Consider the following 15,244-nt stretch of genomic DNA (forward strand, 5'->3'; position numbering starts at 1 on the left):
GTATAACGGGAAAGTAATATTTGGAGATGTCTAATAACTATATTTAGACATCTCCGGCTCATTACTAGTTATAGAACCGTTAAATATTACTATTCAAATAATACGGTTTTTATCCAGTAATTTTTGACGGGCTTCTTCACGCGCCATACGTTTTTTACGTGCATCACAAGGCTCAGGGCAATCACACACCTTTTCAACACCAATACTGCTTAACCCGCCGCAGCTACCTTGGATACTCTTACGTTTAATAATATACCCAAGTGACATACCTAAAAAGGCCAGCAAAAACAGTGCAAAGGCTGCAATAAAAATATTCAGCATTTTTTATCCTCCTACAACTACTGTTTTTTGGTTAAAAATGGTTCGAATGCCTTAGTATAGCGCTCTTCAAAACCTTTATCTGTCTTAACAATCATAAAAACAGGAATATTCATTTTTTCAGCTAAAGCAAAGCCAACTTCAGGCCCTAAAACATTTAGTCCTGTAGATAAGCCATCAGCACTCATGCAATTTTCTGCAATTACTGTAATAGAGACTAAATTATGTGTGATTGGTTTTCCTGTTTTTGGGTCTATCGTATGAGAAAAACGAACGCCATCTTGCTCGAAGTAATTACGGTAGTCCCCTGATGTAGCGATAGAGCGGTCACCTGGTTCAATAATCTCTTGTGCTGTTTGGCTGACACCATCCGATGCGGGTTTTTCTATTGCGATACGCCATGGCACTTCTTTACCATTTGTTCCTTTCGTACGCACTTCACCACCAATATCAACCATATAATTATTGATACCTAATGATTCTAAATATTCAGCAACAACGTCGACACCATAACCTTTCGCAATGGAGGAAAGATCGACATATAGCTCAGGGATTGTTTTAATTAAGTTATTATCTTGAACAGCGAGTTTTTCGATACCAACCCATGCTCTGCGCTTAGCCAATTCTTCATCCGAAGGTGCTTTAGTGACTCTTCCTTCAGGGCCAAACCCCCATAAATTAACTAAAGGCCCAACCGTTACATCTAATGAACCATCTGTCAGCTTATTAATTTCAATGGCTTTTTTAACTACAGTTGCCGTTGCTGCAGAAACAGGGAACGGTGTATTGACTTCTTTAAACTGATTAAAACGACTTAATTCTGAGTCTGGGCGATATGTTGACATTTGGTCGTTAACTTCTTCCAAACGTTTATCTATTTCGGCTTGAATTGCTTCAGGCTTTGGCTCCGAAGAATCTGTGACATATTTAACCGAATAATACGTACCCATTGTTTGCCCCTGAAGATTCTGTTGTTCAGGTCCACCACAGGCAGTAAGAAACAGTGCTGCAACAAATAGCAGTACCGAGGTATAAATTCTTTTACTTAGCATAATTTTCTCCGCGTCAATCATGAGCGCATTTTGTTAAGGCCGCCCAGACTATTAACACACTTTACATCGTCACCCATGCAGAGAATGTTCCAGTCAAAATAATCATAAACCTACCTATTAACCGTTAACTAATTAGCGCTTAATAGATTTACTAAAATCACAAAGAGGGAAAATATTTTCCCTCTTTAAAGTGTTACTGTCTACTGACTTTGATTAGTCTAATAAAATCAGCTAAGTTGCTTAACCACCGAAGTCATCCAATAAGATATTTTCATCTTCAACTCCGAGGTCTTTCAACATTTTGATCACGGCAGCATTCATCATTGGAGGACCACACATGTAGAACTCACAATCTTCCGGTGCTGGATGATCTTTCAAGTAGTTTTCATATAAGACATTATGGATGAAGCCAGTATAACCATTCCAATTATCTTCAGGCATAGGGTCAGAAAGTGCTACATTCCATGTAAAGTTTTCATGTTCTGCAGCGAGTTGGTCAAAATCTTCGGTGTAGAACATCTCACGGACAGAACGTGCACCATACCAGAAACTAATCTTACGTTTAGAATCTAAGCGGCGCAGTTGGTCGAATATATGAGAACGCATTGGTGCCATACCCGCACCACCACCGATAAACACCATTTCAGCTTCCGTTTCTTTAGCGAAAAACTCACCAAACGGCCCAGAAATAGTCACTTTATCCCCTGGCTTTAATGACCAAATATAAGAGGACATAATTCCTGGTGGAACATCCGGATTACGAGGTGGTGGTGTAGCAATACGCACGTTTAGCATGATAATACCATGCTCTTCCGGGTAGTTTGCCATGGAATAGGCGCGAACAGTTGGCTCTTTAACCTCAGACACATAACGGAATAGGTTAAATTTATCCCAATCTTCACGGTACTCTTCTGGTACATCAAAATCTTCATATTTGACAACATGTGCAGGGCATTCAATCTGAATAAAGCCACCCGCACGGAAAGGAACGACCTCTCCTTCTGGAATTTTCAATTTCAGCTCTTTAATGAAAGTGGCTTTGTTATCATTAGAAATAACTTCACACTCCCATTTTTTCACGCCAAATATTTCTTCTGGAAGCTCAATTTTTAAATCTTGCTTAACGTTGACCTGACACGCTAACCGGCAGCCTTCTTTTGCTTCACGTTTATTAATGTGAGAAAGCTCAGTAGGCAGAATATCACCACCGCCTTCTTTGATTTTCACACGGCACTGACCACAAGAGCCACCACCACCGCACGCTGATGAAACAAAAATACCTTGGTTTGATAACATGCCTAATAGCTTGTCACCCGCAGGAGCTTCAAAACTTTTGTCTGGATCGCCATTAACTTCAACTTTGATGTTCCCTGTGTTGACTAGCTTGGATTTTGCAAACAGGATTAAGCCTGTCAGCACCAAGACAATCAGGGTAAACATCACGACACCTAAAATAATAATTTCCATGAATTCTTCTCGCCTTTATAGCTGCACACCGGAGAAGGACATAAAGCCCAATGCCATTAAACCGGTTGTCACAAAGGTGATACCTAACCCTTTTAGACCCGATGGAATATCTGAGTACTTCATCTTCTCTCGAATAGCTGCCATCAATACGATTGCGAGCATCCAACCGATCCCCGAACCGAACCCATATACGACCGATTCGCTAAAGTTATAGTCACGTTGCGCCATGAAAGAAACACCACCAAAAATGGCACAGTTAACGGTAATCAATGGCAAAAAGATACCTAACGCGTTATACAGTGATGGGAAGTAGCGATCTAAAATCATTTCAAGGATCTGAACTAACGCGGCAATAACACCGATAAACGTGATGAAGTTCAAGAAGGATAAGTCGATACCTTCAGCAATCGCACCATCACGCAATACTAAGTTGTATACCAAGTTATTAGCTGGGACAGAAATCCCAAGAACTACCGTTACAGCGATACCCAGTCCAAAAGCAGTTTTTACATTCTTCGATACCGCAAGGAAGGTACACATTCCCAAGAAAAATGCTAATGCCATATTTTCAATAAAAATGGCTTTAACAAACAGGCTAATATAGTGTTCCATGTGATTAGTCCTTCTCTACCTGAGCTGGTTTCAGGGTACGTAACCCCCAAATCAGCATACCGATGATAAAGAATGCACTTGGCGCGAGGAGGAACAGGCCATTTGGCATGTACCAACCACCGGTTTGTAGTGATTCAAAAACTGTGATACCAAACAATTTGCCGGAACCAAATAACTCACGTAAAAAGCCGACTAAAACAAGGATCACACCGTAACCTAGGCCATTACCAATACCGTCCATGAAGCTTTCAATTGGTGGTGCTTTCATTGCATAAGCTTCAGCACGCCCCATTACGATACAGTTAGTAATAATCAAGCCAACAAATACAGAAAGTTGTTTTGATATTTCATAGGCATATGCACGTAAAATTTGGTCAACCACAATAACTAAAGAAGCAATGATTGCCATTTGAACGATAATACGTACGCTGCTCGGAATATAATTCCTGATGAGTGAAATAAAGAAGTTAGAAAATGCCGTCACTAAGGTTACAGCAATCGTCATAACGAGTGCTGTTTCTAACTTCGTTGTCACTGCCAGTGCAGAACAAACCCCTAATACCTGTAAAGCAATTGGGTTGTTATCCAATAACGGTCCAAGTAGGACGCGTTTTACTTCTTTTGAATCAGCCATTATTCAGCGCTCCTTCACGTACTTTTTTCAGGAACGGACCAAAACCGTTATCCCCTAACCAGAAATCAAACATATGCTGGATTCCGTTTGATGTTAGAGTCGCACCTGAAAGGCCGTCGATACCGAATGGGTTATCTGTCGCACCACCGCGCACTATTTTAATTGCCGGAACCCCCTGCTCATTGAACAGTTTTTTACCTGGCCATTGGGCTTTCCACTGAGGGTTATCAACCTCACCGCCCAGCCCTGGTGTTTCGCCATGTGCATAGTAAGTAATACCACGAGAGGTGACACCATCTACATCTACCGCAATAAAGGCATACATGACAGACCACAAACCAGAGCCGTAAACAGGTAAAATAATTTGTGATACTTTTCCAGCTTCATCTTTAACTAAATAGATTTCAGCGCTATTGGCACGACGGCGAATTTTTGCAATATCTTCTGCAGGAGAGAGTGCAATACTCGTTTCTTCGCTGCGTAGCTCGCTATTTAAGTCATAACGGCTAGTGCTATCAGATAATTCATTAGTTTTAAAATTCAAAAGCTTAGGTTCGATACGATCCTTATATACATCTTGAACTTCCTCAGCGGTCATTTTAGGTTGCAGCAAGCCAGCAACACTTAAAATATTACGTTGAGTATCTAACTGAATCTGTTCTTGCTGCTGTGGTTTTAGACCAACTGCAGCCCCTGCGACGACAATAGAGCAAACTAGACAAAGAATAAAAACAACTAGAAATGTTCTGCCGACGCTATCGTTATTCATTGGTTTTTCATTAGCCACGAGCTTTTCTCCGCTTAATATTTGCTTGAACGACCAGATAGTCAAACAGAGGAGCAAACAGGTTGGCGAATAGGATCGCCAGCATCATCCCTTCTGGATAAGCTGGGTTAACAACCCTGATAAGAACACACATTACACCGATCAGAATGCCGTACGCCCATTTACCTTTGTCTGTGAAAGACGCTGATACCGGGTCTGTCGCCATAAAAATCATACCGAATGCGAAGCCACCAAGTACCATGTGCCACCACCATGGCATGGCAAATAACGGGTTAGTATCAGAGCCAATAGCATTGAATAGGTAGGACATTGCAATCATGCCAACCATCACGCCAGCAACAATACGCCATGATGCGATACGGAAGAACATGATAAGAGCACCACCAATAAACAACATCAGTGTTGACACTTCACCAATTGAACCTGGCATATTACCTAAAAAGGCTTGCATCCAAGTAATAGGTTCATGAGTCACCGTGTTCATTAGGGCATGCTCACCACCGGTTGCCCATTGTGATAATGGTGTCGCACCAGAGAAGCCATCTGCTGCAGTCCAAACTAAGTCACCTGATATTTGAGCAGGATAAGCAAAGAATAAGAAAGCACGGCCAGCTAATGCCGGGTTTAAGAAGTTACGCCCAGTACCGCCAAAAATTTCTTTCGCAACAACAACCCCGAAAGTGATACCTAATGCAGCCTGCCATAAAGGAATGGTTGGTGGCACAATCAAGGCAAATAAAATCGAGGTAATAAAGAAGCCTTCGTTAATTTCATGGCCGCGGATCATGGCGAATAAAACTTCCCAGAAACCACCGACTAAGAAAACGACAGCATAAATAGGAAGGAAATACACTGCACCTAGCAGCATTTTACTTCCCCACCCTGCATCCATCGAAAGTGATGCACCTAGAAACTGTGCTAAGCTATAATGCCAATCACTCGCGAGAACTTGCTGTAACTCCGCCCCGCTATATAATTGGTGCAAAGCTGGGATGGCTTGGTTACCAACGTTATACATTCCCCAGAACATCGCTGGGAAAACCGCTAGCCACACCAATATCATCATACGTTTCAGGTCGATGGTATCCCTGACATGAGAACGCCCTTTTGTTACCGTACCCGGCGTATAAAAAACAGTCGAAACTGCTTCAAATAACGCATAGTATTTTTCTAACTTTCCACCGGGCTCAAAATGGTGCTCATACTTTTCAAATAAATTTTTCAGACCCATGGAATCACCCTTCTAGCTCAATCTTGGTCAGAACATCACGTAGCACTGGACCATATTCATATTTCGCTGGGCAAACATAGGTACATAAACCTAGATCTTCTTCGTCCAACTCTAAACAGCCCAATTCTTGTGATGTATCAGTGTCTCCAGCGAGGAGATCGCGCAACAAATGAGTGACCATGATATCGAGAGGCATGACTCGCTCGTAATTACCAATTGGTACCATCGAACGCTCACCGCCGTTCATTGTCGTTGTGAAATTAAAACGTTTATTTTTCAGGAAGTGCCCGATTGTGGTACGCGTAATCGTAAACTTATTAACACCAGGCATAATCCAGCCAAATAACTCTTTATTGCGACCTTCGGCTAACACTGAAACTTGATTGTGAAAACGACCAAGATAGTGATGAGTATCATCACATGTCACGCCCCAAAGGACTGAACCAGAAATAATACGATTTTCACCCGCTTTAAGCTGACCTTGTGTTAATTCATATAAATCAGCACCTAGACGAGTACGCAGAAGACGAGGCTTTTCAACTTGTGGCCCTGCTAATGAAATCACGCGGTCTGTGTATAGGTGACCCGTAACAAATAGCTTACCAATAGCAATAACGTCTTGGTAATTAAGGCTCCAAACTTTTTTCTTGATGCTAACGGGTTCCAAGAAATGAATATGAGTTCCCACTAAACCTGCAGGATGCGGCCCTATAAATTGGGTATAAGAAATTTGGTTATGAGCCGTATTCTTCGGTAAGTCTCCCTCTCCATGACAAACATGGATTTTACCTTCTGTTAAACGGCTTAGAACCAAAAGCCCATCGTTAAATGCTTGTTCTTGCTCTTGAATAACTAAAATAGGATCCGCTGCAAGTGGATTGGTATCCATTGCAGTGACAAAAATAGCGATAGGTGAAGAACCTGGTTGTGGAGAACGGCTAAATGGACGCGTTCTTAAAGAAGTCCACAAACCCGATTTTATCAAGTTTTCTTCGACTTGCTGTTGCGTTAATGTAGATAGCTCATCACGAGTATAAGCTGCAAAAGTTTCTTGTTCATCACCATCTATTTCGATGACAACAGATTGAAGCACACGACGCTCACCACGATGAATAGCAACAATTTTACCGCAGGCTGGGCTTGTAAATAAAACCCCTGGGTTCTTTTTATCTTCAAAAAGAACCTGTCCTTTAACTACACGCTCACCTTCTTTAACCAGCATCGAAGGACGCATTCCGACATATTCCTCACCTAGCACAGCTACGTGTTGAATTTTCGGGCCGTCTTCTATCACTTGGGCTGGCTCACCTGCAATAGGAAGGTTGAGGCCTTTTTTAATTTTAATCATAAGATCTGCACAAGTTTATCAGTTAAACCCTAAGCTAACGATTCAGCAATGAATGATAGCGACTCATTAAATAAAAAATAGCTCAAGCAATAGGCATCACTTAAGCAGGTATTCTCACATAATTGTTACTAAATTTTATCTTCTGCCAACCATAATTTTATCAGTTCCCACTCTCTATGTCCGGCTATAGAAGTGACATAGTTCAAGCAAATTGCATTAATATTTAAATTTTTTTGTTAACAATTCGATATTATCGATATTTAAGCTCACATTTATCGATCATTGTTCATTATTTAAACAATAAAGGTTCATTTAAAAACTATTAACAAACTATATTAATTTTCGATTTACTCGTCTAGAATGCATAAAATATGTACTCTTTTTATTCAATAACATTTTCTTGATATGGCTTAGATATGAAATTAAGTAAATTTTTTAGTGCAATTTTCTTATTTGTACTCATATATTCTCCTGTTATTCAGGCAAGTAACTATTCATTTCTACTTAATAATAACGTATCGGATAGCCCAAACTCATCTATTTTTATTCAAATATTTAAGCAAGAAGGTTTATTAGAACTCTACCAAAAAACGCCATCAGGAAAATATAAACTGTCGAAAACTTACCCAATTTGTAAGTTTTCTGGCGGGCTAGGCCCCAAAAAAATTGAAGGTGACCTGAAAAGTCCAGAAGGATTTTATCAAATTACTGCCGAACAGCTCAATCCTAATAGTCGGTATTACCGATCTATCAATATTGGTTTTCCTAATGAGTTTGATAAAGCACAAGGTTATAGTGGCAGCTATCTTATGATCCATGGCAGTTGCGTTTCTGTGGGATGTTATGCCATGACGGACAAATATATGGGTGAGATTTACCAAACAGTAGAAACAGCCTTACTCAGTGGACAGTCCGTCATTAATGTCAGCATTTATCCATTTAAAATGACAAATGAAAATATGCTGCGCTATCGCAATTCCAGCCACTATGCTTTTTGGAAACAATTACAACCGGCCTATGAGTATTTCAACCGCACAGGAAGGCCTGCTGAGGTGTCAGTCTCTTTAGGTAAATATGCGGTTATTGACCAAGCTGAGACCCCAACAAAATTGTTAGGGTCTAAATCACAATATGCGCTCACCAAGATAGAATAAGACAAAATTGCCTGGGTCAATTCGCTGCCAGTTTTCGTTGCCCGTGAGTGGTTGCGTTGCGATCACAGAGACCACATCAGTAGGTGTCGTACACTGTTCGAAATCGATTTCAATATCTTGGTCAAGTAATTTTGCTTTACCAAACGGTGCCTTACGCGTTAGCCAATGTAAATTCGTCGAGCTAAAGGCCATCATATATTGCCCATCGGACAGCAACATATTAAATACGCCTTTATGACGCAATTGGTCAGCTAGTGTCGCAATAAAACGGAACACACTTTTCCAATTCGATGGCCTACGTGGATACTTTTCACTGAGTTGATGAAGTATCCAGCAAAATGCCCATTCGCTATCGGTTTCACCTATCGGGCAATAGCGCCCAGTTTTTAGTGTACGATAGCCTTTTAACTGCCCATTGTGCGCATAAGTCCAATTACGTCCCCATAACTCCCGTGTAAAGGGGTGAGTGTTCACTAACGACACATCCCCTCGGTTTGCTTGGCGAATATGAGCAACAATACTTTCTGATTTAATCGGATATTCCTGCACAAAGCGAGCGACAGGTGATAAAAAACTAGGTTGAGGATCTTTAAATGTGCGACACCCGAGCCCCTCATAAAAGGTGATTCCCCAGCCATCTTTATGTGGGCCCGTTTGACCTCCTCGGGAAATCAACCCACTGAGGCTAAACGAAATATCAGTTGGAACATTGGCACTCATGCCAAGTAACTCGCACATTTAAAAAACTCCTGAAACAATAATAACGTTATTTCACCATCTCTTTTTCAATTAACTGAATTAAGATATGAATAACTTTAATATGAATTTCTTGAATACGGTCTGCATAACCAAAATGTGGGACACGAATTTCAATATCCGCAGTTCCAGCCATTTTCCCGCCATCTTTACCTGTTAATGTGATGACTTTCATGCCTTTTTCACGCGCAGCTGCAATCGCTTTAATAATGTTTCCAGAATTACCGGAGGTAGAAATTCCAAGTAAAACATCGCCTTTCATGCCAACGGCTTCAATAAAACGTGAGAAAACATACTCATAACCGAAGTCATTACTCACGCAAGATAAATGACTCACATCTGAAATTGCAATCGCAGGATAGCCCGGACGGTTTTCGCGGTAACGCCCTGTTAATTCTTCCGCAAAATGCATTGCATCACAGTGAGAGCCCCCATTACCACAAGATAATACTTTGCCACCCGCTTTAAAAGAGTCAGCCAGTAAAACGGCAGCCTGTTGGATAGCAGCAATATTGGCGTCATCGCTAAGGAAATTCGATAACGTCTCGGCCGCTTCTGTTAGCTCACCGCGGATTAGGTCTTGATACATGAGATTTCCTCTTAATTAAGAATACGTTATAAAAAACACGATTAATTCAGATTCAAATTATCCTAAAAGAAAAATGGCGCTCCATGGCAAAACTCAGATAGATATCAGTAATTAATCTTTAATAGTCAGATTGTTGCACAGGGATAATTTTGTTTCTACTTTTGATTGCGCTGTCTTGATCCTACCGACAAAATTCATCGTGACTCATAGCTAATAACCTGACTTTTCATAGAGCCAATAATACAAATTACTACGATATTTTCCTTTATATGACGTTTTTGTGAGCTAAGTTGTAATTAGGATGTAAATATATTGCTAATTCTTTATTAATGGGTATAGATTAAAGCAACAAACAGGTCAGACCTCTTACAAGTAGACAGGAGCTTCGCTATGATCCTTCTCAGCATCGTGTTATTTCTCGCCTTAATAGGCGTACTTTGTTATCACAAAACATCTTTGGTTTTTAGCTCAGTATTATTATTGGCTTATACCGCGGTTATGGGAGTCATCGATATTTGGAGCTACTGGATGTTACTGCCAGTTGCCTTGGTATTATTTCCTTTTGTCTTCACTCCTGTACGCCAATCGCTTTTCTCTATCCGCGCGATGAAAATGTTCCAAAAAGTCATGCCTCCTATGTCGAGCACAGAAAAGGAAGCCATTGACGCAGGAACAACGTGGTGGGAAGGCGACCTTTTCCGCGGAGCGCCAGATTGGAATAAATTGCATAACTATCCAAAACCACAGCTAACCGCAGAAGAACAAGCTTTTATTGATGGGCCTGTTGAAACCGTTTGTGGCATGGTCAACGACTTCGAAGTGAGCCATGAACTGGCAGATCTAACACCTGAAGTGTGGCAATACCTGCGTGATCACCGCTTCTTCGCGATGATCATCAAAAAAGAATACGGTGGCTTAGAGTTTTCTGCTTATGCGCAATCTCAGGTTCTACAAAAGCTCGCTGGTGTCTCCGGTATTCTTGCTATCACTGTAGGGGTACCCAATTCATTAGGTCCGGGTGAATTACTGCAGCATTACGGCACTGATGAACAAAAACAACGCTATTTACCAGGCTTAGCTACGGGTGAAGAAATTCCGTGCTTTGCATTAACCAGCCCTGAGGCAGGTTCCGATGCTGGTGCTATCCCAGATTCAGGTGTCGTTTGTATGGGTGAATGGCAAGGCGAGCAAGTATTAGGAATGCGCTTAACATGGAACAAACGCTATATTACTTTGGCACCAATTGCCACTGTATTAGGCCTCGCATTCAAACTTTCAGACCCTGATAAACTATTAGGTGGCGAGAAAAACCTTGGTATCACCTGTGCACTAATTCCAACCAATACCCCTGGCGTTGAAATTGGTCATCGCCACTTCCCACTAAATATTCCATTTATGAATGGTCCTACACGCGGAAAAGATATTTTTGTTCCAATCGATTACATTATCGGTGGGCCAAAAATGGCAGGCCAAGGCTGGAGAATGTTGGTTGAGTGTCTTTCTGTCGGTCGTGGTATTACATTACCATCGAACTCAACTGGTAGTTTGAAGAGTATTGCTATCGCGACAGGGGCTTACTCTTATATTCGCCGTCAATTCAAATTACCAATTGGTAAAATGGAAGGTATTGAAGAACCACTAGCTCGCATCGCAGGTAATACCTATCTGATGGACGCAGCAGCAACTCTCATCACCTCTGGAATTATGTTAGGTGAGAAACCTGCCGTTTTATCCGCTATTGTTAAATACCACTGTACACACCGTGGCCAGCGCGCCATTATTGATGCCATGGATATTACGGGTGGTAAAGGCATCTGTCTTGGGGATTCAAACTTTGTTGCCAGAGCTTACCAAGGCGCACCTATCGCCATTACGGTTGAAGGGGCAAATATCCTAACCCGCAGTATGATCATCTTCGGTCAAGGGGCTATCCGTTGCCATCCATTCGTATTAGAAGAAATGGCCGCAGCACAAGATAATAACTTACATAAATTCGATAAAGCCGTATTTGGGCATATAGGTCATGTGGTTAGTAATCAATTCCGTAGCTTCTGGCTTGGTTTAACCAATGGTCGCGGAAGTCATGCACCAACCAAAGATGAAACGCGCCGTTACTATCAAATGCTAAACCGCCAAAGTGCCAACTTAGCATTACTATCCGATGTTGCCATGGGTGTGTTAGGGGGTAGCTTGAAACGCCGCGAACGTATCTCTGCTCGCTTAGGGGATATTTTAAGCAACTTGTATCTCGCATCTGCAACCTTAAAACGTTATGAAGATGAAGGTCGCCAAAAAGCAGACTTACCATTAGTGAAATGGGCGGTTGAAGATTGTTTATATCAATCAGAAAAAGCGATGGATGATCTCCTGAAAAACTTCCCTAACAAGTTGGTTGCGGGGGTAATGCGCATCACCCTATTCCCTACTGGCCGAGCGATGTCAACACCATCAGACCGACTAGACCATAAACTGGCTCAAATCCTGATGGAACCATCAGAAACACGTGATAGGTTGGGCCGTGGGCAGTATTTAACACCTACGGAAAACAACCCTCATGGCCTTGTAAACCAAGCTCTGCTCGATATCATTGCTGCTGAACCTATTTTCGAACGTATCTGCCGCTTAAAAGAGCGTAAACTCAGCTTTACTCGCTTAGATAAACTTGCTGACCAACTACTTCCTGAAAACGTAATTACGCAAGAAGAAGCTGATATCTTGCGTAAAGCAGAAGCAAGCCGGTTACGGACGATTAACGTCGATGAGTTTGAGTTTGATGATTTGGGTGTACTTCCGACAAAAAAGTCACCAGATGAACCTTCAAATGAAGAAACTAGTAAGAAAAAGAAAGCGGCTTGATTAATTTTAGCTAGTAAATCAAAGGGAACTCAAGAGTTCCCTTTGTCATTTAGATTTAAAGCAAATAATCACTGAAATATTCGGCTACTTTGTCTTCATCAATACCTAAATGCCCCTTCCAGCCAGCCCATGGCATCTCCATATCTGAGCGACCTTTAGTATTGTTTAACTGGGACTCAGTACTCACAAGGTCACCAAAATTAACCCTCGACGCTAATGATAAAGGAATAAACTGATTTGGTATCACACCGATCAATGCTAGAGATTGTAAAACCCCTCTATGTGTATATTTATTACCCGGGATTATTTTGGCTTCAGCCAAACGCTTTTCAAAATGGCCGGGGGTTTCATCATCCTTAGCAGAACGAAATAAATCCAATAACTGGTTAAATTTAATTTTATCGTCCCCAAGCGGTTGTACTGGCTCAACATTAAGTAAGTGTTTTAAATTTAAATAAGCATATGAGGTATTACCTGTATAGGAATTTCCGTAATACAAGCAATATTGAAAGTAACTATCGTTGATGTGAATTTTTCGATTGTAATCACTGCATACCCAGCAACAGGCTAATTGTGGTTTTTCTATATAGTCATGAATCTGTATATTTTTGAGCTTATGAAAAGCACCTAGCACTGAACGTCCTCGTAAATAACTTCCGCCAACACCTGCAATAAAAGTATCAAAACAGCGCTCTTGGCTGAGTTTTTCCTCTTTTTTTAAACTGTTGAACTTGTGCATAATATCAGCATGGTCATTGAAAGACTCAATGTGATTCACTTGCCAATTAATTCGAGCGAGTTCCAATTGTTCTTTGGCTGACAGTGTACTTTGACTATAAACAGAAACCTCACGACCAACGTCATATTGGCTATTTTCGTACTTATACAGTTTACGAAGAACCCTCATCACTTTTTGCACTGATTTTTACCTTCTAGCTTTTATTATGTTGCGTAGAATTTATACAAGGTAGGTAAAGTACATGGGAATATAGATGTGGTGAATCAGAATAACCGCATCTTACAATAATAGCCCTATGAGTAAGATGCAGTTATCTATAATGAAAGGAAGACTTACAGCTCCAGAGCCAATAGCTCTTCAATCGTTTGGCGGCGGCGAATCAATTGTGGCTTACCATCAACAAACATCACTTCCGGCAATAATGGACGGCTATTGTAGTTTGATGACATGGATGCACCGTAAGCGCCAGTGTCATGAAAAACCAGAAAATCGCCAACTTTCACCTCGGGTAAAGCGCGGGTTACCACTAAACCGCCCTCTAACTGGGTAAATACATCTCCTGATTCACACAGTGGGCCAGCAACAATTGTGTCTTTTAGTTGGGCCCCATCAAGGTTACGTCCATCCATCGGTAATACCGAAATATGGTGATAACTGCCATACATCGCTGGACGCATTAGGTCATTAAAACCACTGTCTACAAGCACATAGTGGCGACTACCCATATCTTTAACGGCTCGCACTTCTGCTAATAGTACCCCAGACTCAGCAACTAAATAGCGGCCGGGTTCTATTTCAAGTTCAATTTTGTGCCCTAAGTGTTGTTCGATGCGTTGGCGAGCGTTATCCCATAGGCTGTAATAATGCGGTACATCGATTAATTCATCACCTTCACGATAAGGGGTTGATAACCCACCGCCTGCTGAAATGGCATGAAGGTCAACCCCTGCGGTTGTGACTAACGCCACCATAGAATCACACACATCGGCAAGATGTTGATAGTCAACCCCTGAGCCAATATGCATATGGATACCAACTAGCGATAAATTGTAATGGCGAATTTTCTCTAACGCTGCAGGTAAATCTTCATGCCAAATACCGTGCTTACTATTTTCACCACCAGTATTGGTTTTTTGGCTATGGCCGTGACCAAAACCTGGATTGATGCGTAACCAAACAGGATGGCCAGCTTTTTGTTCGCCAATTTGCTCAAGCATGTCAATTGAGCCTGCATTCACAGGGATATCTAGCTCAGTCACTTTCGCTAATGTGGCTCTATCGAGCACATCTGCTGTAAATACGATTTCTGAGTTCTCACGTCCAGGCTGGAACCCTGCCACCAGCGCACGTTCTATTTCCCCTAAAGAAACAGAATCGACTTTAACGCCTTGTTGTTTCATTAAGCGCAGAATATGAATATTCGAACATGCTTTTTGTGCAAAGCGGACAGTATCAAAAACTTGTAATTGCTTGATACGCTCAATAATCACCGCGCTATCATAAACCCAAACAGGGCTACCATACTGCTCAGGTAATACACGTAAATATTCAGATGTTAAATATTGGCTTGTTGTCGTTGCGAATGAAGTCATTGTCTTTCTCGTTTGCAAGTTTTTATTATATTAAAAGCTATTATTCAAAGAATAATACGGGAAAAAAAATATCTATTTTGCTAAAGTCTATTCATATTTGATATAGACT

General features: G+C 41.3%; 14 protein-coding genes. 2 read left to right on the top strand and 12 right to left on the bottom strand.

From position 1 onward, the window contains the following. Positions 1-93 precede the first annotated feature (93 nt). The 8 genes from nqrM to PR683_RS10440 all read right to left on the bottom strand — a co-directional run bounded on the left by nqrM (position 94) and on the right by PR683_RS10440 (position 7,449). Positions 94-321, bottom strand: a complete 228-nt coding sequence (nqrM, locus tag PR683_RS10405; RefSeq protein WP_004914094.1) for a (Na+)-NQR maturation NqrM — start codon at positions 319-321, stop codon at positions 94-96. 17 nt (positions 322-338) lie between these two features. Continuing rightward, positions 339-1,370, bottom strand: coding sequence for an FAD:protein FMN transferase (locus PR683_RS10410; RefSeq protein ID WP_042851653.1), 1,032 nt, complete (start codon positions 1,368-1,370; stop codon positions 339-341). 240 nt (positions 1,371-1,610) lie between these two features. Then, positions 1,611-2,837, bottom strand: a complete 1,227-nt coding sequence (gene nqrF, locus PR683_RS10415; protein ID WP_004914098.1) for an NADH:ubiquinone reductase (Na(+)-transporting) subunit F — start codon at positions 2,835-2,837, stop codon at positions 1,611-1,613. Between the two features lie 15 nt (positions 2,838-2,852). Beyond that, positions 2,853-3,449: an NADH:ubiquinone reductase (Na(+)-transporting) subunit E gene (gene nqrE, locus PR683_RS10420; protein ID WP_004914100.1), complete on the bottom strand. Its 597-nt coding sequence runs from the start codon at positions 3,447-3,449 to the stop codon at positions 2,853-2,855. A 4-nt stretch (positions 3,450-3,453) separates the two neighbouring features. Then, positions 3,454-4,083 (bottom strand): NADH:ubiquinone reductase (Na(+)-transporting) subunit D, encoded by a 630-nt coding sequence (locus tag PR683_RS10425; protein WP_004914102.1) that lies wholly within the window; start codon positions 4,081-4,083, stop codon positions 3,454-3,456. Continuing rightward, positions 4,076-4,870: a Na(+)-translocating NADH-quinone reductase subunit C gene (locus PR683_RS10430; protein WP_004914104.1), complete on the bottom strand. Its 795-nt coding sequence runs from the start codon at positions 4,868-4,870 to the stop codon at positions 4,076-4,078. The genes PR683_RS10425 and PR683_RS10430 overlap by 8 nt, the downstream gene beginning before the upstream one ends. Next, the gene (locus tag PR683_RS10435; protein ID WP_004914105.1) at positions 4,863-6,101 is read right to left on the bottom strand and encodes an NADH:ubiquinone reductase (Na(+)-transporting) subunit B; all 1,239 of its coding nucleotides are present in this window, start codon (positions 6,099-6,101) and stop codon (positions 4,863-4,865) included. Before PR683_RS10435 ends, PR683_RS10430 begins: the two co-directional genes overlap by 8 nt. 4 nt (positions 6,102-6,105) lie before the next feature. Then, positions 6,106-7,449: a Na(+)-translocating NADH-quinone reductase subunit A gene (locus PR683_RS10440; RefSeq protein WP_109911970.1), complete on the bottom strand. Its 1,344-nt coding sequence runs from the start codon at positions 7,447-7,449 to the stop codon at positions 6,106-6,108. A 416-nt stretch (positions 7,450-7,865) separates the two neighbouring features. Between PR683_RS10440 and PR683_RS10445 the strand changes: the two genes are divergently transcribed. After that, entirely contained in the window at positions 7,866-8,603 is a 738-nt protein-coding gene (locus PR683_RS10445; protein ID WP_109911969.1) for a L,D-transpeptidase family protein, read from the top strand. Here the strand turns inward: PR683_RS10445 and PR683_RS10450 are convergent. Further along, positions 8,574-9,341: a class II glutamine amidotransferase gene (locus tag PR683_RS10450; protein ID WP_004914108.1), complete on the bottom strand. Its 768-nt coding sequence runs from the start codon at positions 9,339-9,341 to the stop codon at positions 8,574-8,576. The two genes, PR683_RS10445 and PR683_RS10450, sit on opposite strands and share 30 nt — an antisense overlap. Before the next feature lie 28 nt (positions 9,342-9,369). Then, complete coding sequence (lpcA, locus tag PR683_RS10455; RefSeq protein ID WP_004914109.1) at positions 9,370-9,948, bottom strand: D-sedoheptulose 7-phosphate isomerase; 579 nt, start codon at positions 9,946-9,948, stop codon at positions 9,370-9,372. Positions 9,949-10,338: 390 nt separating this feature from the next. Here lpcA and fadE point away from each other — a divergent pair, with 390 nt between their 5' ends. Further along, positions 10,339-12,804 (top strand): acyl-CoA dehydrogenase FadE, encoded by a 2,466-nt coding sequence (gene fadE, locus PR683_RS10460; protein WP_004914110.1) that lies wholly within the window; start codon positions 10,339-10,341, stop codon positions 12,802-12,804. Between the two features lie 55 nt (positions 12,805-12,859). Here fadE and PR683_RS10465 read toward each other — a convergent pair whose 3' ends face one another. Further along, on the bottom strand, positions 12,860-13,723 hold the full coding sequence (locus PR683_RS10465) for a hypothetical protein (protein ID WP_227024213.1): 864 nt from the start codon (positions 13,721-13,723) through the stop codon (positions 12,860-12,862). 152 nt (positions 13,724-13,875) lie between these two features. After that, positions 13,876-15,135 (bottom strand): diaminopimelate decarboxylase, encoded by a 1,260-nt coding sequence (lysA, locus tag PR683_RS10470; RefSeq protein WP_109911968.1) that lies wholly within the window; start codon positions 15,133-15,135, stop codon positions 13,876-13,878. Between the last annotated feature and the right edge of the window lie 109 nt (positions 15,136-15,244).

The sequence above is a fragment of the Providencia sp. PROV269 genome (genome assembly GCF_028477785.1).
GTDB classification, from domain to species: domain Bacteria; phylum Pseudomonadota; class Gammaproteobacteria; order Enterobacterales; family Enterobacteriaceae; genus Providencia; species Providencia rettgeri.

Bases quoted from the DNA above. Each gene is read 5' to 3' on its own strand.
- nqrM (WP_004914094.1), bottom strand. From the start codon at position 321: ATGCTGAATATTTTTATTGCAGCCTTTGCACTGTTTTTGCTGGCCTTT.
- PR683_RS10410 (WP_042851653.1), bottom strand. From the start codon at position 1,370: ATGCTAAGTAAAAGAATTTATACCTCGGTACTGCTATTTGTTGCAGCA.
- nqrF (WP_004914098.1), bottom strand. From the start codon at position 2,837: ATGGAAATTATTATTTTAGGTGTCGTGATGTTTACCCTGATTGTCTTG.
- nqrE (WP_004914100.1), bottom strand. From the start codon at position 3,449: ATGGAACACTATATTAGCCTGTTTGTTAAAGCCATTTTTATTGAAAAT.
- PR683_RS10425 (WP_004914102.1), bottom strand. From the start codon at position 4,083: ATGGCTGATTCAAAAGAAGTAAAACGCGTCCTACTTGGACCGTTATTG.
- PR683_RS10435 (WP_004914105.1), bottom strand. From the start codon at position 6,101: ATGGGTCTGAAAAATTTATTTGAAAAGTATGAGCACCATTTTGAGCCC.
- PR683_RS10440 (WP_109911970.1), bottom strand. From the start codon at position 7,449: ATGATTAAAATTAAAAAAGGCCTCAACCTTCCTATTGCAGGTGAGCCA.
- PR683_RS10445 (WP_109911969.1), top strand. From the start codon at position 7,866: ATGAAATTAAGTAAATTTTTTAGTGCAATTTTCTTATTTGTACTCATA.
- PR683_RS10450 (WP_004914108.1), bottom strand. From the start codon at position 9,341: ATGTGCGAGTTACTTGGCATGAGTGCCAATGTTCCAACTGATATTTCG.
- lpcA (WP_004914109.1), bottom strand. From the start codon at position 9,948: ATGTATCAAGACCTAATCCGCGGTGAGCTAACAGAAGCGGCCGAGACG.
- fadE (WP_004914110.1), top strand. From the start codon at position 10,339: ATGATCCTTCTCAGCATCGTGTTATTTCTCGCCTTAATAGGCGTACTT.
- lysA (WP_109911968.1), bottom strand. From the start codon at position 15,135: ATGACTTCATTCGCAACGACAACAAGCCAATATTTAACATCTGAATAT.